The following is a 23,665-nucleotide window of genomic DNA, read 5'->3' on the forward strand; positions in this document are numbered from 1 at the left end:
ACACCGCTCAGATCCTTTCCGTCAGTGCTTTCCACAACCACAGCTCAGGAGCGGTTCTCCAGTAGGTGGCCCCTCCCTTCTTGGGCGGGACGAGCTGCTCGTAGCGCCGGACCAGCTCCGCCACGGCGGTCTCGGTGTGCTTGCGCATATCTCGTCGAAGTGCCCCATGCCAATCGAAGTCGAACGACTCATCGTGCAACCGCGACAGAGGCAGGAACCGACAGCTCGCCCAATGGATCAGCTCCGGGGCATAGCGGATGAGCTTGCCGTGCCCCTGCTGACGGCTCTTCGGGATCGCATCCAGCGCCTCCTGCGCCGCGCGCAGCGTCTCGACGGCACGCATGACGCCCAGCGGAGTCATGTGAGGGTGGAAGAGGGCCAGATAGGACGGCGACCGGATGTCTTCCCAGAGCGCCAGCAGTCCCTCGGCCCCCACAACCTGGTGGGCGATCTCGGGCCCCGGACCCGAAAGGCAGGCAAGAGCCCTGGTCACCTCCGGCAGTGAGTAGGTTCTGCCGCCTGGTCCCTGAGCCATGCCCCGTCGTACGGAGAAGGTCCACCGTTCCCAGTCCGCGTTCATCAGCCGGCGGATGTGGGGACACAAGTGGAGGCGGTCCTGAGCGTCCCGAACGTTCCGCAACTGGTCCGCACACCCATGCAGCCGACGGGCCCGCTCCCGCTCAGCACCACAGAAGACCTCGACCTTCAACAACGTACGCGCCAGGTGGGTGGGCCCGAGTTCGTCCCACACCAGGGCCACCGTCCTGAGCCTCTGGAGGCCGTCGAAGAGTTCGACGCCGTGGAGCCAGAGGTGGTCCGAGAAGCCTCCTCCGGACCGGGCGGGAACAACCACGTCCGCACCGAGGACGATCGAGCCGACCAGACCGAATTCCTCAGGGCTCTCACGGAGCAGCCGTTCCAGCGCGAGCGTCTGCGGGGTGTCGTGCAAGTACCCGCGGCCGGTACGCAGACGGTCGGCGGCATCCGGTCCGGTCACGAGCTGAACCAGATCGGTCGCCAGAACCTCGAGTTGGAATGACCGCGAGTACCGCGACACGCTCAGAGGGCGCACCAGGATGCTCGGGCCGCCGCTCAACGCAGGTGCGTCAGAAAATCTTTCGTTCACGCTTTACCAACGCTGTCAACGACGAAGCGTGGCGTCGTCCGGCCAAACTCACGGGCTTCCTCTCAGGTGGCGAGCGGCGGAACGTCGGTCGTGCCTGCGGGCGTCACCGGTGCCGAACGCCGCGACCGCGACGAATCAGCCACTCCCTTCCCAGCCGGTCTCCCGGCCCCGGTGCAGGACGGGAGCGCAGACGATCCGGTGTCGGTGATGGACACACACGGTCGGGTGATTTTCGGACAACCCTGGGCCATTCGAGGGATGGGAGACAACCCGGAGCCCCAACCCCTCCTCTCACAGGCCGGACACAGCGTCGTCACAAGCGAGTTGGGGCCGTGCTGGCGTCCACGTTCCGTCACGCACTCGGAAAGCCGGAAGTACGAGGAATGATGACCAGATCCCCGCAGGGACGTACCAACCGCTTCATCCGCCCCTCGATCGCCGTCGCCGCGGCCGTCGCCGTGACCGCGGGTGTCGTCGCCGCCGCGCCCGGCGCCAGGACGGCGCAGCCGAAGCCGAAGCTCAGCCTGATCGCGGCCTCCACCTCGGTGACGCTCGACTCGTGGAAGGAGGACCCCGGCGTCTACCTGGATCTCGGAACCTACCTGACCTCGGAGAACGGCGCCTTCGAGCTCAAGGTGACCCGGAAGTCGTACAAGGACCCGGTCACCGTCTCGCAGGTCTTCCGGAACGGGAAGAAGACCACGACCAAGGCGCTCCCCGCCGGGCTTGTGAAGGACTTCTCCGGGCTGCCGGACTTCGCGCAGGTCCAGCTCACCGACGCGGCCGGCAAGACCGTGCTCAAGCAGACCGAGGCGTTCTGCCCCAACAACGCGTCCGGGCGGGTCCGGCCGGACGCCCCCGCCAACTCGAAGTATCCGCAGAGCTGCCCGGTGAACCCGTTCACCCTCGGTTCGGTGTGGGGCGTGGAGAACGGCTGGGCGTCCAACACCTACGCCGGGTACTACTCCAAGCCGGTCCAGCTCGCCGCCGGGACGTATACCGCCAAGATCGACGTCACCAAGAAGTACCGCGACCTCTTCGGCATCGCGAGCAAGCCGCAGACGGTCAAGGTCGTGGTGCGCGAGCGCAGTTGGGAGGAGCCGGCCCCGGCCGCCGCCGAGCGCGGCGCACATCAGGGGCACGCAGGCCACCAGGGGCACACGGCGAGCCAAGGGCACGAAGGGCACGGCGGACCGGCCGCGGCCTCCGGGCACGGCGCCCACGCGGCGCACGGCGCTCCCGCGCGCACCGAGGCGCCCGCCGGCCGGACGACCGGCGCGGGCGCCACGTTCAACGTCGGTCACGGGCCCTACCCGCCCGCACCGCCCGCCCTGCCGTGGGCGCTGAAGAAGGAGTCGCTCCAGCGGCAGTCCTTCGCCGCCGCCACCGTCGGCGACCGGGCCGGGCAGACCGACGGCTCGCGCCGGGCTCCGGGCGTCGCGCCCAACGCGAAGCGGCCCACCGGCAAGGCGTCCGTGCCCGCCGTGCCCAAGCCGGACCTGCGCTCGCTGCCGGCGTACGGCATCACCGTCAGCGACGGTTACGAGGAGGTTCCCGGCAAGGACTACCTCGCCTTCAGCGCCAACGTGTGGAACGCGGGTCCGGCCAAGCTCGTCGTGGACGGCTTCCGCTCCCCGGGCAAGAAGCTGATGGACGCGTACCAGTACTTCTACGACGCCAAGGGCAAGCAGGTCGGCTACACCCCGACCGGCACCATGGAGTGGGACCCGCGCCCCGGCCACGAGCACTGGCACTTCACGGACTTCGCCAGCTACCGGCTGCTGAAGGCCGACAAGAAGGAGACGGTCCGCAGCGGCAAGGAGGCGTTCTGCCTGGCCAACACCGACGCGGTCGACTACACGGTGAAGAACGCCAACTGGCACCCCGGCAACACCGACCTCTCCACCGCGTGCGGCCAGGAGAACTCGATCTCCGTCCGCGAGGTGCTCGACGTGGGCTCCGGCGACACCTACACCCAGGACCTGCCCGGCCAGTCCTTCGACATCACGAACCTGCCGAACGGCACGTACTACATCCAGGTGCTCGCCAACCCGGAGAACCGGCTCAAGGAGACCAACCACAAGAACAACAGCGCGCTGCGCAAGGTCGTCCTCGGCGGGAAGAAGGGTGCCCGCACCGTGAAGGTGCCCGCTCATGACCTGGTGAAGAGCAACTGAGCGCGCACCGCGCAGTGTTGACGTGATTCCGCGTATGTCTGCCGTCGCCCCCGGGTGTTCGTCCCCGGGGGCGACGGCATGCCGCAGGCGCGGGCGGCTGCCTCAGAACTTCTCCACCTTCGCCCCCTCGGGCACTTCATAGCACCCGGATGTCGCCGTGATGCCCAGGCTGGGCTTCGCCCGGTCGCGGTACTGAACGATCCAGACGCTGACCTTCTTGGCGTCGTTGTCCGCGACCAGGTTGAGATTCTCGTTCCGGCTGTTGTCCCGGTACTCCTTCTTGAGCACCCAGTCACCGGAGTTCAGCTTCTTCTTGAGGTTCTCCATCGCCAGGTCGGAGTCGGCGGCGGAGCCCGGCTGGAAGTTCCAGGGATGGAAGACCCGGAAGAACCGATCCGGGTCCTTGCCCTCGCACTCCTTGACGCCGGGGCCGGGCTCGGACGCCTTGCCAGGCACCCCTGCGTACTCATAGATCTGGCTGGAGATCGCTTCGAGAGCGTCGGCGGCCTCGTCGGTCGTGGCCACACCGGCGTACGGCACACCCGAGGTCGCGTCACCGGAATCCGTGGATCCGTCGCTGGACGAACGGGAGTTTTCGGTGTCGTTCATGCCACATCCACTGAGAAGAAGAGCTGTCAGGGCGAGAGTGGTGGGAATCCGGCCGCCGCGGGAAGAGCGGCGCCCGGTGGTACTCGGATAGTGGAACAACGGAGATCCTCTGTCGGGTGCGGTCGGCACGCGATACGCGGTGGTTGTCGCGGGTGCGGAGGGCTGTCACTCAGGTCTCGTGACGTCGCCGTACTCACCGACCACGACGAGTGCCTGGTTCTTCAGGGCCGTCGACGACTCGTCCCAGTAGCCGCTGTGCCCTTCCACCCCCTTGGTGGCGCCGGGGCCGGAACCCTCGGCGCCGGTGTTCATCTGATTGGCGCCGAACACCTCGTCGCTGGGGATGAGGGCCACTCCCCCGCCCAGTCTCCACTGGCTCCCGCCATGGCCCCAGCGGCCGATGTCCGGAACCGCGTCGCCGTCCGCCTCCTGGTTCCACACATGGCCCTTCGGTACGTCCATCTCCTCTGCGGACCCGACCTTGACGCCGGGGCTTCCCGCGAAGATCACGTCGTCCGCGTTGAGGTCACCCTTCTCCGCGGCCGCGCCGATCAGAGTGGTGCCGTACGAATGTCCGACGGCCGTGCGGTGCGGTTCGCCGGGGCCGTTGTGGGAAGCTTCCAGGCCGTCCATGAACTGGCGGTACGCGGGGGCCCCGTCGTACGCGTAGTGCTCGAACGGCGCGTCCTTCACGACGTCCTGCGGCGCGTCGTAACCGAGCCAGGTGATCGTGGAGACGTTTGCGCCCGGCGTCGCTTCCTGGGTCTGGCGCCATAGCTGGGTCATCCTGTTGATGTCCCCCTCCACCTTCCCCAGGTTCGCCGTTGTCCCCGGGACGTACACCGCCTGATGCTCGGCGGTGTCCGGGTTGCCGGTGGCCACAATGGCCCGGCCGTTGCCCTCAGCACTGAACCCCAGCAGATACGCCTCCGGCAACCCACGCTCCCCGGTCTGGTCGAACCGGCTCCGGATGGCGCTCATCCCCTTCAGGGAAGCGTCCAGATGCCGGTACTGGTCGCCGTGCTTCCTGTTCCAGTCCATCCACTCGTCGGTGTGAACCTTGGACGGGTACCCGCCTGCGGTGATCCAGGTCCACTCGTTGGCAGGCGGCTTGGGGATGCTGTTCAGCTTCAGCTGGTACTCGGCCTGCTTCTCATCGAGGACGACCCGGTTCGCCTCGTCCCTGATGTCGGAGGGAAGGCCGTCGAGCCGCCCCACCAGAGCGGGGTCGAGAGCGACGAAGGCCTCGCGCTCCTCGGGGGTGAGGCCCGCCCACCAGTCGGCGTTCGTCTTCGCGGTGCCGTCCTTGGGCGGTCCGCCGATCGAGTCCAGGTACGCCTTGCCCGCGTCCCGAACGCCCTGCATGTCCGACTGGGCGTCCTTCCAGTCCTCGTCCGAGACCGTGAGGTCGTCGTCCGCCGTCAGCGCCCGGACCTTCGGCGCCCACTTCTCGTCGGCTTCCGTGGCGGCCGTGACCGCCCCGGCGATCCGATCGGCGATCTCCTGTGCCGCCACGGCGTGCGGGTTGGGGTTGAGGTTCGCCGCCTGACGGCCGACCGCCCGGGCGGTGGGGTCGGACAGTCCGGTCACGGAACCGGCCTCGGGGGGCAGTTCGACGCCGTTCTTCGGCTGGGCCGCCGGGTAGCTGACACTGCCGTCCGGGCCGACCGTGAACTTCTTGGCCTCCGCGTCGTCGAGCGCCGCCAGCAACTTCCTGCGGGCCGCTTCCATGTCGTGCGCGAAGCCGTTCAGGGCGGTGCTCACCAGGCCGCACTGGACCTGCGTGTAGTGGAAGTTTGCCGCGAGCCGCTTCAGCTCCGCGAGCGCAGCGTCGGCGGCAGCACCCCGCAGGGACTTGCGCATCCCGGCGGCGACGGCGTTCTCCACCTGGTCCTTGGCCTTTGCCGCCATGTCACCGGTGTGCCGGTAACCGTCAGCCGCCTCCTCCCACTCGGACGGCTTGAACTGCTTGAGCGTCGTGAGGTTCACGATCCGTCACCGCCCCGTGCCCTGGCCGCCGACGGCGGGCGTGTCGGCGTACTCCACCTTGATCCTGTTCAACTCCGCCGTCACAGCCTCGTCGGTCACGAGCAGGTCGTGCCCGGTCTTCTCCAGGATCTCCTTGAGGCTTCCACACCGTTTACCGACGGCTTTGACGTAGCGATCCCAGGACGTGTGCACGGCCTTCTGCGCTCCCGCAGTCAGACAGTCGTCCGCCGCGCCCAGGCCTGTCTGCCCTTCTTGCAGCCGGCCTACCGCCTTGTCGATGGCTTCCCGAAGGGCTCCGACGCCTGCTCCGGCGTCGTTCCATGCCTTCTTGGTGGACTTCACCCCACCGGTGACGCTGCTGGTACCCGGGCCGGGGCCGTCACCCGCCTCGTACTGGTTGAGCTGCATGCGCGTGCCCTGATGCTCGGAAGCGTCCTGCTTCAGCCGCTCCCATTCCTCCCATGCCACAAGCGTCTCCCCCTCGTCCCGTGACCACGCGACGCAACGTACCAAACGACGGTGATCAGGACAGGCGCAGGCGTCTGTCCCCGCGCCGCCCTCTCCCCACCGGCCGCCGGCCCGCCTCCCCCTATCTCTTCTCCACCGGCCGCCGGTCCACGATCCGGGCCGTGGCGTCCGCGTCCAGGTGGGCGGTGCCCTCCTCGCCGGTCACCGTGACACGGATACGGGGGCCCGTGCCCGGGCCCGTGCCGGGGTCCGGGGTCACGTCGATGCGCCAGCCCTTCGGGGTGCGGACGCCGAGCGTCGTGCGGGCCTCGCGGACCAGGGCGGGGAACAGTTCGTACGGGAGCATCTGGACGTGGAACGTCTCGCCGGGCGGGCGGGCGGAGTCGCCGCGGATCTCCATGCGGCGCTCCTGGACGGTGATCGCGGTGACGTCCGAGGTGCCCGCCCGCTCCGCCAGCTCCGTGACCGTCTCCCGCATCCGGCCCAGGACCAGCAGCGAGGAGGAGTGGCCGGAAATCGTGGTGGACGTGGTGAACGTCCGGGAGACGGAGACGGACGCGGAGGCCGACGACGTGACGGAGGGCTGCTTCGGGGAGGGTGCCGCATCGTCCTCCCGCGTGAACAGTTCGCCCCGGAAGAGCAGCACCACCAGCGCCGCGCCCGCCAGGAACGTGACGAGCACCAGCACGCACCAGGTGCCCTCGCTCGGCCCCGGATTCTCCACCAGCGTGGACTCGGGCGCGGAGTCGATCTCCGCCTCCTCCGCCCGGCGGCTCCACTCCGGCGTCGGGCGGGTGACGATCCGCACCTCCCAGGGCTCGTCCGGGCGGTACTCCACCACCGCGATGCCACGCGGCCGGTAGGCGGGGATGTCGACCAGGTTGATGTGCTCGTCGATCTTCACGCGGTACGCCGGCCGGCCGTCCTCCGGTTCCGGTGCGACCGTCAGCCGGAACGTCACCGGTACGTCGGCCGATTCGCCGCTCGTCGCCCGCAGGTCCTCGATCCGGGCGAGGGCGGTCCGGGTGACCGGCGCCTCGGCCGGTCCGGAGGGCCGGCGCCCGGCGACGAAGCCGATCAGGACCAGGAGGATCAGGACCCCGCCCCCGGAGAGGAAGACCGGGACCCGCTCCAGGATCACGCCGACCACGAGGGCCGCGACCGCCGCCCCGGCCGCTCCCGACGTGAAGGTCAGACGTAACCCCGCGAACGCCCGGCGTACGAACGAACGCCCGTGCACAGACGGCCCGTTGGCCTCGGACGAGTCCTGTGCGGCCTCTCCCTGCCCCTGCCCCTGCGCCCGCCCCGTTGTCCCCATGTCCGTGATTGTGCCGGGCGGGGGCGATCCGGGGCAGGGGCCGGAGGAAGAAATGCGGTGCGGGCGGAACGGGCTTCCCCGCGCCGCCCGCCGGGATCAGCGTCGCGGGATCAGCACCGCGGGATCAGCGCGGTGGGATCAGCACCGCAGGGTCAGCGCGGTGGGCCGGGCGCGTCAGTCCTCGCCCTCCAGGTTGCCTTCCGTCTCCAGGTAGACCTGGCGCAGCGCCTCCAGCACCGCCGGGTCCGGCTTGGCCCACATGCCGCGCGACTCGGCCTCCAGCAGGCGTTCCGCGATGCCGTGCAGGGCCCAGGGGTTGGCCTCCTGGAGGAACTGCTTGTTCTCCGGGTCGAGCACGTACGTCTCGGTGAGCTTGTCGTACATCCAGTCGGCGACGACTCCGGTCGTGGCGTCGTACCCGAACAGGTAGTCCACCGTGGCCGCCAGCTCGAACGCGCCCTTGTAGCCGTGGCGGCGCATGGCCGCGATCCACTTGGGGTTGACGACGCGGGCGCGGAAGACGCGGGACGTCTCCTCGACCAGGGTGCGGGTGCGCACGGTCTCGGGGCGGGTGGAGTCCCCGATGTACGCCTCCGGAGCCGTGCCCTTGAGCGCGCGCACCGTGGCCACCATGCCGCCGTGGTACTGGAAGTAGTCGTCGGAGTCCGCGATGTCGTGCTCGCGGGTGTCGGTGTTCTTGGCGGCGACCTCGATGCGCTTGTAGGCGCTCTCCATCTCCTCGCGGGCCGGGCGGCCGTCGAGCTCGCGGCCGTAGGCGTAGCCGCCCCAGACCGTGTAGACCTCCGCGAGGTCGGCGTCGGTGCGCCAGTCGCGGGAGTCGATGAGCTGGAGGAGGCCCGCGCCGTACGTGCCGGGGCGGGAGCCGAAGATGCGGGTGGTCGCCCGCCGTTCGTCGCCGTGCTCGGCCAGGTCGGCCTGGGTGTGCGCCCGTACGTAGTTCCGCTCGGCCGGCTCGTCCAGCGAGGCGGCCAGGCGTACGGCGTCGTCGAGCAGCCCCACCGTGTGCGGGAACGCGTCCCGGAAGAAGCCCGAGATGCGCAGCGTCACGTCGATGCGGGGGCGGCCCAACTCCTCGTACGGAATGGGCTCCAGGCCCGTCACCCGGCGCGAGGCGTCGTCCCAGACGGGGCGGATGCCGAGCAGCGCGAACGCCTCCGCGATGTCGTCGCCCGCCGTGCGCATCGCGCTGGTGCCCCAGAGGGACAGGCCGACCGAGGTGGGCCAGTCGCCGTTGTCGGTGTGGTAGCGGGTCAACAAGGATTCCGCCAGCGCCTGGCCCGTTTCCCAGGCCAGCTTGGAGGGGACCGCCTTCGGGTCCACCGAGTAGAAGTTGCGGCCGGTGGGGAGCACGTTGACCAGGCCGCGGAGCGGGGAGCCGGACGGGCCCGCCGGCACGAAGCCGCCGTTCAACGCGTGGACGGCGTGCGTGAGTTCGTCGGTCGTGGCCGCCATGCGCGGGACGACCTCGGTGGCCGCGAAGGTCAGGATGTCCGCCACGGCGTCGGGGAGGCCCGCGGCGACCCCCGCCACGGCCGCCGGGTCCCAGTCCGCGTCGTCCATCGCCTGGACCAGCGCGCGGGCCTGCTCCTCGACCGCGTCGGCGTCCGTGCGGACGGCCGCCGACTCGTCGAGGCCGAGCGCCTCGCGCAGGCCGGGGAGGGAGGCCGTACCGCCCCAGATCTGGCGGGCGCGGAGCACGGCCAGGACCAGGTTGACGCGGTCGTTCCCGGCGGGCGGGTTGCCCAGGACGTGCAGGCCGTCGCGGATCTGGACGTCCTTGATCTCGCAGAGCCAGCCGTCGAGATGCATGATGAAGTCGTCGAAGCCCTCGTCCTCCGGGCGGTCCTCCACCCCGAGGTCGTGGTCGAGCTTCGCGGCCTGGATCAGCGTCCAGATCTGGGCGCGGATCGCGGGCAGCTTCGCCGGGTCCATGGCGGCGATCTGCGCGTGCTCGTCGAGCAGTTGCTCCAGGCGCGCGATGTCGCCGTAGCTGTCGGCGCGGGCCATCGGCGGCACCAGGTGGTCGACCAGCGTGGCGTGGACGCGGCGCTTGGCCTGCGTGCCCTCGCCCGGGTCGTTCACCAGGAACGGGTAGACGAGAGGCAGGTCCCCGAGGGCGGCGTCGGGGCCGCAGGCGGCGGAGAGGCCCGCGTTCTTGCCGGGCAGCCACTCCAGGTTGCCGTGCTTGCCCAGGTGGATCATGGCGTCCGCGCCGAAGCCGTTGTCCTCGGCGGAGGCGGCGATCCAGCGGTAGGCGGCCAGGTAGTGGTGGGAGGGCGGCAGATCGGGGTCGTGGTAGATCGCGATCGGGTTCTGGCCGAAGCCGCGCGGCGGCTGGATGAGGATGAGGAGGTTGCCGCGCCGCAGGGCCGCGAGGACGATGTCACCCTCCGGGTTGGCGGAGCGGTCCACGAACATCTCGCCGGGGGCGGGGCCCCAGTGCTCCTCCACGGCGGTGCGCAGCTCCTCGGGGAGCTGGGCGAACCAGCGGCGGTAGTCGGCGGCCGGGATGCGGACCGGGTTCTTCGCCAACTGCTCCTCGGTCAGCCACTCCTGGTCGTGGCCGCCCGCCTCGATGAGGGCGTAGATCAGCTCGTCGCCGTCGCCGGAGACCAGGCCCGGGATGTCCTCCTCGGGCCCGAAGTCGTACCCCTCGGCGCGCAGCCGGCGCAGCAGGGCGACGGCGCTGGCGGGGGTGTCGAGGCCGACCGCGTTGCCGATGCGGGAGTGCTTGGTCGGGTACGCCGACAGCACGAGCGCGATCTTCTTCTCGGCGTTGGGGAGGTGGCGGAGCTTCGCGTGGCGTACGGCGATCCCGGCGACGCGGGCGGCCCGCTCGGTGTCGGGGACGTACGCGGGGAGACCGTCCTCGTCGATCTCCTTGAAGGAGAACGGGACGGTGATCAGCCGGCCGTCGAACTCCGGCACCGCGATCTGGGTGGCCGCGTCGAGCGGGGAGACGCCCTCGTCGTTCTCCTCCCAGGCGCTGCGCGGGCCGGTCAGGCAGAGCGCCTGGAGGATCGGCACGTCGAGCCGGGTCAGCGCGCCCGCGTCCCACGACTCGTCGTCGCCGCCCGCCGACGCCTCGGCGGGCTTGGTGCCGCCCGCCGCGAGGACGGTGGTGACGATGGCGTCGGCGGCGCGCAGCGTCTCGATCAGCTCGTCCTCCGGCGTGCGGAGGGAGGCGACGTACAGCGGGAGCGGGCGGCCCCCGGCCTCCTCGACCGCCGTGCACAGGGCGTCCACGAACGCGGTGTTCCCGCTCATGTGGTGGGCGCGGTAGTAGAGGACGGCCACGGTCGGCGCCCCCTCGGGCACCGGGCGGGCCTCCCGCTCCAGCGGGCCCCACGCGGGGGCCGGGGCGGGCGGCTCGAAGCCGTGGCCGGTCAGCAGCACGGTGTCGGAGAGGAACCGGGCCAGCTGCTCCAGGTTGGCGGGCCCGCCGTGCGCGAGGTAGGCGTGCGCCTCGGCGGCGATCCCGATCGGCACGGTGGAGGCGGCCATCAGCTGGGCGTCGGGGGCCTGTTCACCGGTCAGCACGACGACGGGGCGGCCGGTGGCCAGCACCGCGTCCAGGCCCTCCTGCCAGGCGCGTACGCCCCCGAGGAGGCGGACGACGACGAGTTCGACGCCGTCCAGCAGTTCCGGCAGGCCGTCGAGGTCGAGACGGGAGGGGTTGGCGTACCGGTAGCTGACGGGCCCCTCGGATGCGCGGGCGCTCAGGAGGTCGGTGTCGGACGTCGACAGGAGCAGGATCATGCTGCGTCAGGCCTTCCTCGGGGTGTCCACGCCCCGGGCGGTGTCGGAGGGTCTCCCCGTCGGCACGGCGGCTGCCGCGCACTCGGGGAAGGGAGTTCCTGACTCGTCCGGCTGCCGGTGGTGGCGGCGGCCGGACTCACAGTGGCGGGACCGCGCCGGAATCGCACCGGGCTTCCTCCCCTGTCGCCGTCTGGCGATGGCGGCCTGAACGGACCACCGCCTGCATCCTAAGCGGCGGGGTGCGGGCGGGGCAGGGGGCGGGGGTGGTGACCCGCGCGGAGGCGGCCTGGTTCTGACCGGCCGGACCGGGGCCCGGCCGGTGGGGCCTGGCTGGTGAAGCCCGGCCGGACCGGGGCGGACCCGAGCAGAGGCCGCCCGGTGAAGCCCGGCCGGACCGGGGCGGACCCGAGCAGAGGCCGCCCGGTGGAGCCCGCCCGGTGGAGCCCGTCCGGTGGAGCCCGTCCGGTGGGGCCCGTCCGGTCCGGGGTCGGGCCACTGTCCCCCAGGTCACAGGAGTGAGCCCGCCGATCGGATCGGCACGGTCGGTATGCTCGCCGCCATGCCCGATTCCGCCCCCTCGCCCCTTTCCGCGGGCGGCCCAGCCCTCCGCGACGGCGGCGACGCCTGCCCGGGGACGCTGCGGCTGCACCGCGCCGACGACGGTGCGCTGGCCCGGGTGCGGGTGCCCGGCGGGGTGCTGAGCGCGGACGGGGCGGACGCGCTGCTCACGGCCGCCGGCCGGTTCGGGGACGGTGAGCTGCATCTCACCTCCCGCGGCAACGTCCAACTGCGCGGCCTCGACACGGGATGCGGCGGCGCGCTCGCCGAACTGCTGGCCGCCGCCGGGCTGCTGCCGTCCGCCGCGCACGAACGGGCCCGCAACATCGTGGCCTCCCCGCTCGCCGGGCTCGACGGTTCGCCCGCGCTCGGGGAGCGCCTGGCCGAGCTGGACCGGCTGGTGTGCGCGAGTCCGGACGCGGCGCGGCTCTCCGGCCGCTTCCTCTTCGCCCTGGACGCGGGACACGGCGACGTGGACGCGCTCGGGGCGGACGTGACCCTGATCGCGGACGGCGACGACGTCCTGCTGCGGGTCGGGCCCGGCGACGAGGCGTTCCGGGTCCCGGCCGACGCGGGCCCGCGCGCCGCCCTGCTGGCGGCCGAGGCGTTCCTCCGCGCCGCCCACGGCTCCGGCGCCTGGCGGGTCTCGGATCTGCCCGACGCCGTACGGGCGGAGCTGGTCCGGAGCGTCGCCGCGACGGCGGGCCCGGCCGTGCACCGGCCCCGCCCGCGCACGGCGACACCCCCTGCCGCGGGTCCGTACGGTCCCGGAGGCCAATCCCCGTACAGCCTCCCGGTCGAGGGCGCGGCCGCGGAGGATCCCGTCACCGCGACCCCGGCAGCCCCGAACAGCCCCCCGGCCCCGGTCTCGGCAACGCCCCCCGTACCGGGAGGCGACGTCACCGCGATCAGCGTCCACGTACCCCTGGGGCGGCTCACCCCCGCGCAGTGGCGGCTGCTCACCTCGACCGCCCGGCGGTACGGCGGCGAGCTGCGGCTCACCCCCTGGCGCGGGATCGTCGTCCCCGGCGCGTTTCCCCGTGCCGAGGCGGCCGACGCGCTCCGCGGCCTGGCGGCGGCCGGGCTGATCACCTCACCCGGCTCCCCGTGGACCGGTGTCGGCGCCTGCATCGGCAGCCCCGGCTGCGCGAAGTCCCTGGCCGACGTGCGCGCCCAGGCGGGGGCCGCCGTCGGACCGGTCGGGCGGCTCCCTGTGTACTGGTCCGGCTGCGAACGCCGCTGCGGCCACCCCCACGGGGAGTGGATCGACGTGGTCGTCACACCGGACGGGCACCGGATCTCCCACGTACGGGGAGAGCGGCGGGACCCGCCGCACACGGTGCGCGACGATCCGGAAGCACGCGCGGCAGCGGTGGCCGCGGCCCGCGCCTGAGCAGAAGCGGAAGCGGAAGCAGACGCAGACGCGACCACCCGTAGACCATTCCCCCGTCCCCATCGGCAGAAGAAAGCGACAGCACTGTGCACCAGTACGAGAAGGACGGACCGGCGATCTACCGCCAGTCCTTCGCCACCATCCGCGCGGAGGCGGATCTGGCCGGGCTGCCCGCCGACGTCAGCCAGGTCGCCGTCCGGATGATCCACGCCTGCGGCATGGTCGATCTCGTACGCGACCTGGCGTTCTCGCCGAACGCCGTGGCCGACGCGCGCGCCGCCCTGCGTGCGGGCGCACCGATCCTCTGCGACGTGGCGATGGTGGCCAGCGGGGTCACCCGCAAGCGGCTGCCCGCGGACAACGACGTGGTGTGCACCCTCTCCGACCCGTCCGTGCCGGAGCTGGCCGCGAAGATGGGCACGACCCGCAGCGCGGCGGCCCTGGAGCTGTGGCGCGACCGCATGGAAGGTGCGGTCGTGGCGGTGGGCAACGCGCCGACCGCCCTGTTCCGGCTGCTGGAGATGATCGAGGAGGGCGCCCCCCGCCCGGCCGCCGTCATCGGCGTCCCGGTCGGCTTCGTCGGCGCGATGGAGTCCAAGGAGGCCCTGGCCGAGCACGCCTCGGGCCTGGAGCACCTGATCGTGCGCGGCCGCCGCGGCGGCAGCGCGATAGCGGCGGCGGCGCTCAACGCCATCGCCAGCGAGGAGGAGTAGTGACTTCTCCGGTGAACGACACCGGCACCGGCCGGCTCTACGGGGTCGGACTCGGCCCCGGCGACCCGAACCTGATGACGCTGCGGGCCGTCCAGGCCATCGGCGAGGCGGACGTCGTCGCGTACCACAGCGCCCGGCACGGCCGCTCCATCGCCCGGTCCATCGCGGCGGCGCACCTGCGGCCCGACCACATCGAGGAGGCCCTGGTCTACCCCGTCACGACGGAGACCACGGACCATCCGGGCGGCTACCGGGGCGCGTTGGAGGAGTTCTACGAGAAGGCCGCGGCCCGGCTCGCGGCGCACCTGGACGCCGGGCGGACCGTCGCGGTCCTCGCCGAGGGCGACCCGATGTTCTACGGCTCGTACATGCACATGCACAAGCGGCTGGCCGACCGGTACGCCACCGAGGTCATTCCGGGCGTGACGTCCGTCAGCGCGGCGGCGGCCCGGCTCGGGACGCCGCTCGTGGAGGGCGAGGAGATCCTCACGATCCTGCCCGGCACGCTGCCCGAGGAGGAGCTGACGGCCCGTCTCGCCGCCACGGACACGGCGGTGGTGATGAAGCTGGGGCGGACGTTCCCGGCGGTGCGCGGGGCGTTCGAGGCGTCGGGGCGGCTGGCCGAGGCCCGGTACGTGGAGCGGGCGACGATGGCCGGGGAGCGCACGGGCGAACTGGCGGACATCGACCCGGCGTCGGTCCCGTACTTCTCGGTGGCGGTCCTGCCCAGCCGGGTGGACGCGCCGCGCCCGTCGCCCTCCTCGGGCGGTGAGGTGGTGGTCGTCGGCACCGGTCCGGCGGGCCCGCTGTGGCTGACGCCCGAGACGCGCGGGGCACTCGCCGCCGCCGACGACGTGGTCGGCTACACCACCTATCTGGACCGGGTGCCGGTCCGGCCGGGCCAGGCACGGCACGGTTCGGACAACAAGGTGGAGTCGGAGCGCGCCGAGTTCGCCCTGGACCTGGCCCGGCGCGGCCACCGGGTCGCGGTGGTCTCGGGCGGCGACCCCGGAGTCTTCGCCATGGCGACGGCGGTCCTGGAGGTGGCCTCGCAGGAGGCGTACGCGGATGTCCCCGTGCGCGTCCTGCCCGGCGTCACCGCGGCCAACGCGGCGGCGGCCCGCGCGGGCGCGCCGCTGGGCCACGACTACGCCACGATCTCGCTCTCGGACCGGCTCAAGCCGTGGGAGGTCATCGCCGAGCGGCTGCGCGCGGCGGCCTCGGCGGACCTGGTGCTGGCGCTGTACAACCCGGGCTCCAAGTCCCGTACGCGGCAGGTCGGCCAGGCCCGCGACCTGCTCCTGGAGCACCGCTCGCCGGACACCCCGGTGGTGCTGGCGCGCGATGTGGGCGGCCCGACGGAGTCCGTGCGGACGGTGCGGCTGGCCGGTCTGGACCCGGCGGAGGTGGACATGCGGACGCTGCTGATCGTGGGGTCGTCGCAGACCCGGTGGGTGCGGCGGGGCGAGGACGGCGAGACCGTCGTGTGGACGCCGCGCCGTTACCCGGAGGCGTAGCGCCGGCGCACCCATCGGGCGGCCTCGTCGGGCGTACGGGCCACCGGCACCCCTTCCGGTACCGGTGGCCGCCGGACCACGACGACGGGAATCCCGGCTTCGCGGGCGGCGGTGAGCTTGGGGGCGGTGGCGTCCCCGCCGCTGTCCTTGGTGACGAGGACGTCGATCCGATGACGGCGGAGGATGTCCCGCTCGCCGTCCAGGGTGAACGGCCCCCGGTCGAGCAGGACCTCCGTCCGGGCCGGGCACGGCGGTTCGGGGGCGTCGACGGACCGCACGAGGAACCACAGGGGGTCCAGGTCCGCCCCCGCGAACGCGGCGAGCCCCATCCGTCCGGTGGTGAGGAAGACCCGCTCGCCGAGCGCGGGCAGCAGCCCGGCGGCCTCGGCGAGCGATCCGGCGGAGTGCCAGCGGTCGCCGTCCCGGGCTGCCCAGCCGGGCCGGCGGAGGGCGAGGAGGGGAACATGGGTGTGCGCGGCGGCCTCGGCCGCGTTCCGGCTCATGGTCGCGGCGAAGGGGTGGGTGGCATCGATGAGCACGTCCACGTCATGCTCACGCATCCAGGCGGCGAGCCCCTCGGGCCCCCCGAACCCTCCGACCCGTACGTCGCCGGGCGCCAGGCGGGGGGCGGCGACGCGACCGGCGAGCGAGGTGGTGACCCGTACGCTCCGGTCACCGGCAAGGATCTCGGCGAGCCGACGCGCCTCGGTCGTACCCCCCAGGACCAGCACATGCACGGGCAGCACAGGCATCGGAACGGACTCCACTCATGAACGCTGAGGCACGGGGCGCGGGCGGCGGGGCGGCCGCGTCGGACGGCGGGGCCCGCGGCGGTCGCGCCGCCCAACTCAAGCACACCGGCCTGCGCCCCGGCTGGACGACCGGGGCCTGTGCGACGGCGGCGACGACGGCCGCGTACACGGCGCTGCTGACCGGCGACTTCCCGGACCCGGTGACCATCACGCTGCCGAAGGGCCAGACCCCGGCGTTCGCGTTGGCGGTGGAGGAGCTGGCGGCCGGGCGGGAGAGCGCGACCGCCGGGGTGGTGAAGGACGCGGGCGACGACCCGGACGTGACGCACGGGGCGCTGGTGCGCGCGACGGTACGGAGGCTGCCGCCCGGCTCCGGCGTGGTCTTCCGGGCGGGCCCCGGCGTGGGCACGGTCACCCTGCCCGGCCTGCCGCTGGACGTCGGGGAGCCCGCGGTCAACCCGGTGCCGCGCCGGCTGATGCGGGAGCACGTGGGGCGGGTCGCGGCGGAGCACGGTGCGCCGGGCGACGTGGAGATCACGGTCTCGGTGGACCACGGCGAGGAGATCGCCCGCTCCACGTGGAACGGCCGCCTCGGCATCCTGGGCGGCCTGTCGATCCTCGGCACGACGGGGGTGGTCGTCCCCTACTCCTGCTCGGCGTGGATCGACTCGATCCGGCGGGGCGTGGACGTGGCGAGGGCGGCGGGCCTGACCCATGTGGCGGGCTGCACGGGCTCCACGTCGGAGCGGACGGTGGTCGCGGAGTACGGCCTGCCGGACATCGCGCTGCTGGACATGGGCGACTTCGCGGGGGCGGTCCTGAAGTACGTGCGCCGCCACCCGGTCGACCGCCTGACGATCTGCGGCGGCTTCGCCAAGCTCTCCAAGCTGGCGGCGGGCCACCTGGACCTCCACTCGGCCCGCTCCCAGGTGGACAAGCCCTTCCTCGCCGGCCTGGCCCGCCGGGGCGGCGCGGACGACGGCCTGGCCTCCCGCATCGCCACCGCCAACACGGGCCTGGAGGCCCTGCGCCTGTGCGAGGCGGCGGGCGTCCCCCTGGGCGATCTGGTGGCCTCCCGCGCCCGCGAGGAGGCCCTGGCCGTCCTGCGGGGTGCCCCGGTCGCGGTGGACGTGATCTGCATCGACCGGGCGGGGGCGGTGGTGGGGCGGGGGTAGCGGACCCGGCGGGCGGTCAGCGGACGTCACGGCCCTGGCCGGCGCGGCGGGCGACCGTCGGCTCGTCCTCGGCGTCCGTGCCGGTCAGGGCCGGGGCGCTCCGCCTCGGAGGGAGTCCTCGTACTGCCGCCGCGAGAAGACGAAGCTCCCCAGAGCGCTCAGATCCCAGTCGCAGCAGTTGTTCCGGAACGCCGACCAGGTCACCGTCCGGGGTGTCACCGTGATCCTGGCCATCAGCGCCCAGCACTCGTCGATGCCGCAGGGGCACCCCAGCACCATGGTCTCGCCCTCCTCGCCGCCCCAGGGCAGATTCCTCGGCTCACCGAGGAAATGCCGACTGGGCCAGTCGTAGGCCGGTCCCAACGTCGTGTAGTCGCCGGCGAGCAGCGGTGCGGTCCCGGGAAGGCCCTCGTCAGCCCTTCTCCGTTGCTCCGCCTGCGCATACGGCAGTTCGACCGCCCGCACCAGTTCCACCAGAGGGACGCCGTCCACGAGGATGCCCACCACCGGTGCGGCGCCGCCCTCCGGCCGGACAGCCGGGTGGGAAGTCCGCCGGAATTCGATCGCATGCATCCGCGCAGGGTAGCCAGGATGTGGGGGTGCCGCCCCCGGTTCCGCGCGTCGCGGGCGGCCGGACACCACGGTGGCGGTACGTGAGGCACGCACGGGCTCGCGGTACGCACGAACGCGCGGTGGGGCGGACTCGCTGACACGGGGACTCGCGGCACGCTCCGTCGGGGCTCGTGCCGAGCCCGTTGCCGCCCCGGCCGGGCGGTCAGCAGACGTCCCGGTCCCGCCCCACCGCGTACAGGTGGCTGTCGCGGAACTGCTCGGCTCCCAGCGTCCGGCCGACCATGATGACCGCCGTCCGGGTCACCCCGGCCTCCTTCACCCGGGCGGCGATCGAGTTCAGGGGGCCCCGCAGAATGATCTCGTCGGGGCGGGACGCCATCGCCACCACCGCGGTCGGGCAGTCCGCCCCGTAGTGCGGGAGCAGTTCCGCCACCACCCGGTCCACGTACCGCGCCGCCAGGTGCAGCACGATCAGCGCGCCGCTGCGGCCCAGCGTCGCCAGGTCCTCGCCCTCGGGCATCGCCGTGGCACGCTGGGCGATCCGGGTCAGGATCACCGTCTGGCCGACCGTCGGAACGGTCAGCTCGCGCTTCAGCGCCGCCGCCGCCGCCGCGAACGCGGGGACGCCGGGCACCACTTCGTACGGGATCTCCGCCTCGTCCAGGCGCTTCATCTGCTCGTTCACCGCGCTGAACACCGACGGGTCGCCCGAGTGCAGCCGCGCCACGTCGTAGCCTTCCGCGTGGGCCCGGACCAGCTCGGCGGTGATCTGCTCGATGTCCAGGTTCGCCGTGTCGATCAGGCGGGCGTCCTGCGGGCACTCGGCCAGCAGCTCCACCGGGACCAGGCTGCCCGCGTACAGGCAGACCGGGCTGGCGGCGAGGATCCGCGCACCGCGCACCGTGATCAGGTCGGCCGCGCCGGGGCCCGCGCCGATGAAGTACACCGTCATGATCGATCTCCCTTGTCCGAATGCGCCCCGGAATCCGGGGACTTGGTCACCGACCACTGCGTCACCGGCATCGCCTGCCGCCAGCCGGTGAAGCCGCCGACCGGGACCGCGTGGGCGACCGCGATCCGCACCAGGTCGCCGCCGTACGCCTTGTGCCGTTCGGCCAGCAGCGCCTCCGACTCCAGCGTCACCGTGTTCACGACCAGCCGGCCCCCCGGCCGCAGCGCCTCCCAACACGCGTCGAGCAGGCCCGGCGCGGTCAGGCCGCCGCCGATGAACACCGCGTCGGGCACGGGCAGCCCGGCCAGGGACGCGGGGGCGGGACCGGTGACGACCGTCAGGCCGGGGACGCCCAGGCGTTCCGCGTTACGGGCGATCCGCTCGGCCCGCACCGGGTCCCGCTCCACGCTCACCGCACGGCAGGACGGATGGGCCCGCAGCCACTCGATCGCCACGGAGCCCGAGCCGCCGCCCACGTCCCACAGCAGCTCCCCCGGCGCGGGCGCCAGGGTGCCCAGCGTGGCCGCCCGGATGTGGCGCTTGGTGAGCTGGCCGTCGTGCTCGTACGCCTCGTCCGGCAGACCCGGCACCGTGCCGAGCCGCAGCGCGCCGGCGGACGGCCGGCACTCGATGGCGATGACGTTCAGGCGGTCGCCCGGCGGGTGCGCCCACTCCGCCGCGATCCCCTCGGCGTACCCCTCGTCCTCGCCGCCCAGCTGTTCCAGGACCCGCAGCCGGCTCGGCCCGAAGCCGTGGGCCGTGAGCAGGGCGGCGACCGTGGCGGGGGTGGACGCGTCCGCGCTCAGCACCAGCAGCCGGCGGCCCGCGTGCAGGGACGCGGCGAGCCGGGCCGCCGGACGGCCCACCAGCGTCACGACCTCCGTGTCCTCCAGCGGCCAGCCCAGGCGCGCGCAGGCGTACGAGACGGAGGACGGGTGCGGGAAGACGCGCAGCCTCTCGGGCCCCAGCTCCTCGGCGAGCGCGCGACCTATCCCGTAGAACATCGGGTCCCCGCTGGCCAGCACCGCGATCCGGCGCTCCGCGTGTTCGGCCAGCAACCGGGGCACCGCCGGCCGCAGCGGCGACGGCCAGGCCACCCGCGCTCCGGCGCACTCCGGGGGGAGCAGGTCCAGCTGGCGCGCCCCGCCGATCAGCACCTCCGCCGCGCCCAGCGCCCCACGGGCCGCGCCCGACAGGCCGGACCAGCCGTCCGCGCCGATCCCCACGACGGAGACCGGGTGCGGGAAGGCGGCGGCCTGGGGCGGAACGGGCGACACGTCGGGACCTCGATCGGCGGAGCGGCGTAGGAGCGGTGCGGCGGATGGACGGAAGGGGCGCGCCACGCGAGCGCGACGCTGCCGAACTTTACTGAACGCCCTGTTCCACGCCCTCCGCCGGGTGAATCCGAAAGGACCCCGCGCGTGGTGTCGAGAACTCCGCATCGGCTCCGACGTCCCCTGTGTAGGAAGAAGAAGACCGAAGAACGAGCGAGCGACCACGGAGGCGACAGTCATGAGGTATCTGGTGATGGTCCAGGGCAGCCAGGCGGACTACGACGCGCAGGCCGGCAAGGGGAGCGCCGGCAGCCCGGTCTGGGACGAGAAGGCGACGCAGGCGATGTTCGCCCACATGGGCGGCATCAACGACGACCTCGCCGAGTCGGGCGAGCTGATCACCGGCTACGGGCTGTCCGAGCCCGCGGCGGGCCGAGCCGTCAGCCTGGACGGCGAGGGCCGCCCGGTCGTCTCGGACGGGCCGTACAGCGAGACGAAGGAGCTGCTCGCCGGGTTCTGGGTGCTCGACTGCGAGAGCCTGGAGCGGGTCACCGAGATCGCGGCCCGCGTGGCCCGCTGCCCGCAGCCGGCCGGGGCGCCCGAGTACCCGGTGCTCATCCGGCCCATCGGCGGCGGGATCGACGATTAGGCGCGTGCCGGAGGCGGAGCGCGGAGACGCCGAAGCGCGCCGGGGTGAGACCCGGCGCGCGTCGGCGGCTCCGGCGGCTCAGCCGGCCAGTTCCCGCGAGCGGGCAGCCGTCTTCTCCAACGCGTCGCGGACGGCTTCCTGGACCCGGTGCTCGCCCAGGCAGGTGATGCCCCGTTCGGTGGTTCCTCCCGGCGTGCTCGCCCGTCCGTAGAGCTCCTCGGGGCTGGTGCCGTCGGCCTCCAGGAGGTCGGCCGTGCCCCGCAGAACCTGGCAGGTCAGCCGCAGGCTGCCGGCCGCGTCGAACCCCGCCCGCCGCGCGTAGTCCGTGAAGCCCTTCATCACAAAGGCCACCAGCGCCGGGCCACTGCCGACGAGCGCGGTCCCCGCGTCCAGGAAGGACTCGTCCGGCGGTACGAGAACCTCACCGATCGCGGACAGCGCCTTCTCCGCCCTGGCCAGGTCGTCGTCATCCGCTCCAGGTCCGGGGCACAGCATCGTCATGCTCTGTCCGACCTCGGCGGCCAGATTCGGCATCGCCCGGAGCACGTGCGCCGTACCGAGCCGCGCGACCAGCGTCTCCAACCGGACCCCGGCCATGATCGACACCACGGTGGCGTCGTGGAACGCGTCGGCGGGCAGCCCCGACGCGAAGGAGTCCAGAGCGGCCGGAGGAAGGGCGAGAACCACCACGGCGGCTCCCGGCACCGGACGGTAGGACTCCTCGACCCGCAGGCGCGGCTCGGCCTCGCGCAGGGCCGCCGCGCGGTCGGCCGAGGGCTCCACCACCGTGACCTCCGCGCCACGCAACTCGTCGGAGAGCCGTCCGGCGATGACCGAGCCCATGTGCCCGCCTCCCACGACCACGGCACGGTCGACCACGGCACGGTCGGCGTCGGTGCGGTCGGCGTCGGCGCGGTCGACGTCGGCGCGGTCGACGTCAGTGCGATCGGCGTCGGTGCGATCCATAGATGAAGCCCTCCTTCTGGTCCTGGCCCTGGCCCTGGCCCTGGTCCTGGAAACTCCTGTCGGCAGGGGTATGCATGGCCCATCGCGGCGGCCCTCTGTCCGGCCGGACGGAAGATGCCCCCTTTCGGCGTGTGGCGCTCGGCCGTACCGGGTGATCGACTGGTGCGTGGTCCCGCACGGGCGACGGACTGCGGGGCGCCCAGCAGGATTCCGGATCGCCGGGCAGCCGGGCTCCGGGCCGACGGCCGGACAGGCCGACGGGCAGAAGGGTTACGGACTCCGGGTTGCCCGGCAGCCCGACCCCGGATCGACAGGCAGCGGCGGACGACGGCCGGTTGCGGAGAGACGCGGAGACGCATGGATCACCTGGCGGACGACGTCAACGAGGATCTGGTGCGCCGCCACGCGCCCCAGGTCCTCGGCGCGCTCGTCCGCCGGTACGGGCACTTCGACCCGGCCGAGGACGCCGTCCAGGAGGCCCTGATCGCGGCCGCCGAGCAGTGGCCCCGCGACGGGGTCCCCGACAACCCGCGCGGCTGGCTGATCCGGGTCGCCTCCCGCCGGCTGACCGACCGGCTCCGCAGCGACGAGGCCCGCCGCAGGCGCGAGGAGGCGGCAGCCGCCCTCACCCCGGCGGACGCGTTCGTCACCCCGCCGCCCGACGAGGCTCCCGCCGGGCAGGACCGGGCCCCCTCCGAAGCCGACACGCTCACCCTGCTCTTCCTCTGCTGCCACCCCGCGCTCTCCCCCGCCGCCCAGATCGCGCTCACCCTCCGCGCCGTCGGCGGCCTCACCACGGCGGAGATCGCCCGCGCCCACCTGGTGCCGGAGGCGACGATGGCGCAGCGGATCAGCCGGGCCAAGCGCACGGTGCGCGGGATGCGATTCCTGCTGCCGGACACCCGGGACCTCGACCAGCGGCTCGGCGCCGTGCTCCAGGTCCTCTACCTGATCTTCAACGAGGGCTACACCGCCTCCGCCGGCCCCGACCTCCACCGCCCCGACCTGGCGCGCGAGGCGATCCGGCTGACCCGCGCCGTGCGCCGACTGCTGCCCCACGACGGGCGGGTGACCGGGCTGCTGGCGCTGATGGTCCTCACCGAAGCGCGCACCCCGGCGCGTACCGGGGCGGACGGCACGCTGATCCCGCTCGACGAACAGGACCGCGCCCTCTGGGACCGTACGGCGGTCGCGGAGGGCACCGCTCTGGCCGAGGAGGCGCTTTCCCGGGGCCCGGCCGGGGACTACCAGCTCCAGGCCGCCATCGCCGCGCTGCACGACGAGGCGGAACGGGCCGAGGACACCGACTGGCCGCAGATCCTCGCCCTGTACGACCTCCTCGTGCGGTGCACCCCCGATCCGGCCGCCGCCCTCGGCCGGGCGGTCGCCGTGGCCATGGTGCACGGACCACGCGCCGGACTGGCGGAGGTCGAGGCACTGGCGGAGGCCGCCGGGCCGCACTACCGGCTCGACGCCGTACGCGCCCATCTCCTGGAGCGGGCCGGGGACCCGGCCGCCGCCCGCACCGCCTACCGTGCGGCCGCCGACGCCACCCTCAGCGAGCCCGAGGCCCGCTACCTGCGGATGCGTGCGGACCGGCTGGGCGGGTAGCGGCGCAGCCTGCGCCCCGGTTCACCCCCGGCCACCGCCCCGTGATCCCCCACCCTCCGTACTTC

18 protein-coding genes and 1 riboswitch are annotated in these 23,665 nt (G+C 73.1%); of the genes, 7 read left to right on the forward strand and 11 right to left on the reverse strand.

The window, feature by feature from the left end; translation table 11 throughout:
* Positions 1-7 precede the first annotated feature (7 nt).
* On the reverse strand, positions 8-1,126 hold the full coding sequence (locus tag QFZ71_RS13975; RefSeq protein WP_307668550.1) for a hypothetical protein: 1,119 nt from the start codon (positions 1,124-1,126) through the stop codon (positions 8-10).
* Between the two features lie 383 nt (positions 1,127-1,509).
* Here QFZ71_RS13975 and QFZ71_RS13980 point away from each other — a divergent pair, with 383 nt between their 5' ends.
* Entirely contained in the window at positions 1,510-3,303 is a 1,794-nt protein-coding gene (locus tag QFZ71_RS13980) for a lysyl oxidase family protein (protein ID WP_307668551.1), read from the forward strand.
* A 102-nt stretch (positions 3,304-3,405) separates the two neighbouring features.
* Here the strand turns inward: QFZ71_RS13980 and QFZ71_RS13985 are convergent, their stop codons facing one another.
* From QFZ71_RS13985 to cobN, 5 genes are all read right to left on the reverse strand, one after another.
* Entirely contained in the window at positions 3,406-3,912 is a 507-nt protein-coding gene (locus QFZ71_RS13985) for a hypothetical protein (protein ID WP_307668552.1), read from the reverse strand.
* Between the two features lie 165 nt (positions 3,913-4,077).
* A complete protein-coding gene (locus QFZ71_RS13990) occupies positions 4,078-5,901 on the reverse strand; it encodes an alpha/beta hydrolase (RefSeq protein ID WP_307668553.1) in 1,824 nt (607 codons plus the stop codon).
* A 6-nt stretch (positions 5,902-5,907) separates the two neighbouring features.
* Positions 5,908-6,369, reverse strand: a complete 462-nt coding sequence (locus tag QFZ71_RS13995; protein WP_307668554.1) for a hypothetical protein — start codon at positions 6,367-6,369, stop codon at positions 5,908-5,910.
* A 121-nt stretch (positions 6,370-6,490) separates the two neighbouring features.
* A complete protein-coding gene (locus QFZ71_RS14000; RefSeq protein WP_307668555.1) occupies positions 6,491-7,687 on the reverse strand; it encodes a hypothetical protein in 1,197 nt (398 codons plus the stop codon).
* Positions 7,688-7,861: 174 nt separating this feature from the next.
* On the reverse strand, positions 7,862-11,467 hold the full coding sequence (gene cobN / locus QFZ71_RS14005; protein ID WP_307668556.1) for a cobaltochelatase subunit CobN: 3,606 nt from the start codon (positions 11,465-11,467) through the stop codon (positions 7,862-7,864).
* Positions 11,468-11,559: 92 nt separating this feature from the next.
* A riboswitch (cobalamin riboswitch) is annotated at positions 11,560-11,645 on the reverse strand.
* Between the two features lie 369 nt (positions 11,646-12,014).
* Between cobN and QFZ71_RS14010 the strand changes: the two genes are divergently transcribed.
* From QFZ71_RS14010 to QFZ71_RS14020, 3 genes are all read left to right on the forward strand, one after another.
* Complete coding sequence (locus QFZ71_RS14010) at positions 12,015-13,418, forward strand: cobalamin biosynthesis protein CobG (RefSeq protein WP_307668557.1); 1,404 nt, start codon at positions 12,015-12,017, stop codon at positions 13,416-13,418.
* An 86-nt stretch (positions 13,419-13,504) separates the two neighbouring features.
* Positions 13,505-14,131 carry a precorrin-8X methylmutase gene (locus tag QFZ71_RS14015; RefSeq protein ID WP_307668558.1) on the forward strand — a complete coding sequence of 209 codons (627 nt, stop codon included), beginning with the start codon at positions 13,505-13,507 and terminating at the stop codon, positions 14,129-14,131.
* An 11-nt stretch (positions 14,132-14,142) separates the two neighbouring features.
* Positions 14,143-15,648 carry a precorrin-2 C(20)-methyltransferase gene (locus QFZ71_RS14020; RefSeq protein WP_373465195.1) on the forward strand — a complete coding sequence of 502 codons (1,506 nt, stop codon included), beginning with the start codon at positions 14,143-14,145 and terminating at the stop codon, positions 15,646-15,648.
* Here QFZ71_RS14020 and QFZ71_RS14025 read toward each other — a convergent pair.
* On the reverse strand, positions 15,633-16,400 hold the full coding sequence (locus QFZ71_RS14025) for a cobalt-precorrin-6A reductase (protein ID WP_307668560.1): 768 nt from the start codon (positions 16,398-16,400) through the stop codon (positions 15,633-15,635). The two genes, QFZ71_RS14020 and QFZ71_RS14025, sit on opposite strands and share 16 nt — an antisense overlap.
* A gap of 17 nt (positions 16,401-16,417) precedes the next feature.
* On the opposite strand from QFZ71_RS14025, the gene QFZ71_RS14030 reads away from it, so the two are divergent.
* Positions 16,418-17,575 carry a cobalt-precorrin-5B (C(1))-methyltransferase gene (locus tag QFZ71_RS14030; RefSeq protein ID WP_307668561.1) on the forward strand — a complete coding sequence of 386 codons (1,158 nt, stop codon included), beginning with the start codon at positions 16,418-16,420 and terminating at the stop codon, positions 17,573-17,575.
* Positions 17,576-17,659: 84 nt separating this feature from the next.
* Here QFZ71_RS14030 and QFZ71_RS14035 read toward each other — a convergent pair whose 3' ends face one another.
* The 3 genes from QFZ71_RS14035 to cbiE all read right to left on the reverse strand — a co-directional run bounded on the left by QFZ71_RS14035 (position 17,660) and on the right by cbiE (position 20,377).
* Entirely contained in the window at positions 17,660-18,148 is a 489-nt protein-coding gene (locus QFZ71_RS14035; protein WP_307668562.1) for a hypothetical protein, read from the reverse strand.
* Between the two features lie 202 nt (positions 18,149-18,350).
* Complete coding sequence (cobM, locus tag QFZ71_RS14040) at positions 18,351-19,100, reverse strand: precorrin-4 C(11)-methyltransferase (protein ID WP_307668563.1); 750 nt, start codon at positions 19,098-19,100, stop codon at positions 18,351-18,353.
* The gene (gene cbiE / locus QFZ71_RS14045) at positions 19,097-20,377 is read right to left on the reverse strand and encodes a precorrin-6y C5,15-methyltransferase (decarboxylating) subunit CbiE (protein ID WP_307668564.1); all 1,281 of its coding nucleotides are present in this window, start codon (positions 20,375-20,377) and stop codon (positions 19,097-19,099) included. Before cbiE ends, cobM begins: the two co-directional genes overlap by 4 nt.
* 235 nt (positions 20,378-20,612) lie before the next feature.
* Between cbiE and QFZ71_RS14050 the strand changes: the two genes are divergently transcribed.
* Positions 20,613-21,023, forward strand: coding sequence for a YciI family protein (locus QFZ71_RS14050; protein ID WP_307668565.1), 411 nt, complete (start codon positions 20,613-20,615; stop codon positions 21,021-21,023).
* A 78-nt stretch (positions 21,024-21,101) separates the two neighbouring features.
* Here the strand turns inward: QFZ71_RS14050 and QFZ71_RS14055 are convergent, their stop codons facing one another.
* Positions 21,102-21,989: a pyrroline-5-carboxylate reductase gene (locus tag QFZ71_RS14055; RefSeq protein ID WP_307668566.1), complete on the reverse strand. Its 888-nt coding sequence runs from the start codon at positions 21,987-21,989 to the stop codon at positions 21,102-21,104.
* A gap of 357 nt (positions 21,990-22,346) precedes the next feature.
* Between QFZ71_RS14055 and QFZ71_RS14060 the strand changes: the two genes are divergently transcribed.
* Entirely contained in the window at positions 22,347-23,600 is a 1,254-nt protein-coding gene (locus QFZ71_RS14060; protein WP_307668568.1) for an RNA polymerase sigma factor, read from the forward strand.
* The last annotated feature ends 65 nt before the right edge of the window (positions 23,601-23,665 follow it).

It is taken from the genome of Streptomyces sp. V2I9 (assembly GCF_030817475.1).
GTDB lineage: Bacteria > Actinomycetota > Actinomycetes > Streptomycetales > Streptomycetaceae > Streptomyces.

Bases quoted from the DNA above. Each gene is read 5' to 3' on its own strand.
- cobM (WP_307668563.1), bottom strand. From the start codon at position 19,100: ATGACGGTGTACTTCATCGGCGCGGGCCCCGGCGCGGCCGACCTGATC.
- QFZ71_RS14000 (WP_307668555.1), bottom strand. From the start codon at position 7,687: ATGGGGACAACGGGGCGGGCGCAGGGGCAGGGGCAGGGAGAGGCCGCA.
- QFZ71_RS13980 (WP_307668551.1), top strand. From the start codon at position 1,510: ATGATGACCAGATCCCCGCAGGGACGTACCAACCGCTTCATCCGCCCC.
- QFZ71_RS14030 (WP_307668561.1), top strand. From the start codon at position 16,418: ATGAACGCTGAGGCACGGGGCGCGGGCGGCGGGGCGGCCGCGTCGGAC.
- QFZ71_RS14010 (WP_307668557.1), top strand. From the start codon at position 12,015: ATGCTCGCCGCCATGCCCGATTCCGCCCCCTCGCCCCTTTCCGCGGGC.
- QFZ71_RS14025 (WP_307668560.1), bottom strand. From the start codon at position 16,400: ATGCCTGTGCTGCCCGTGCATGTGCTGGTCCTGGGGGGTACGACCGAG.
- QFZ71_RS14050 (WP_307668565.1), top strand. From the start codon at position 20,613: ATGAGGTATCTGGTGATGGTCCAGGGCAGCCAGGCGGACTACGACGCG.
- QFZ71_RS14035 (WP_307668562.1), bottom strand. From the start codon at position 18,148: ATGCATGCGATCGAATTCCGGCGGACTTCCCACCCGGCTGTCCGGCCG.
- cobN (WP_307668556.1), bottom strand. From the start codon at position 11,467: ATGATCCTGCTCCTGTCGACGTCCGACACCGACCTCCTGAGCGCCCGC.
- QFZ71_RS14060 (WP_307668568.1), top strand. From the start codon at position 22,347: ATGGATCACCTGGCGGACGACGTCAACGAGGATCTGGTGCGCCGCCAC.
- QFZ71_RS13985 (WP_307668552.1), bottom strand. From the start codon at position 3,912: ATGAACGACACCGAAAACTCCCGTTCGTCCAGCGACGGATCCACGGAT.
- QFZ71_RS14055 (WP_307668566.1), bottom strand. From the start codon at position 21,989: ATGGATCGCACCGACGCCGATCGCACTGACGTCGACCGCGCCGACGTC.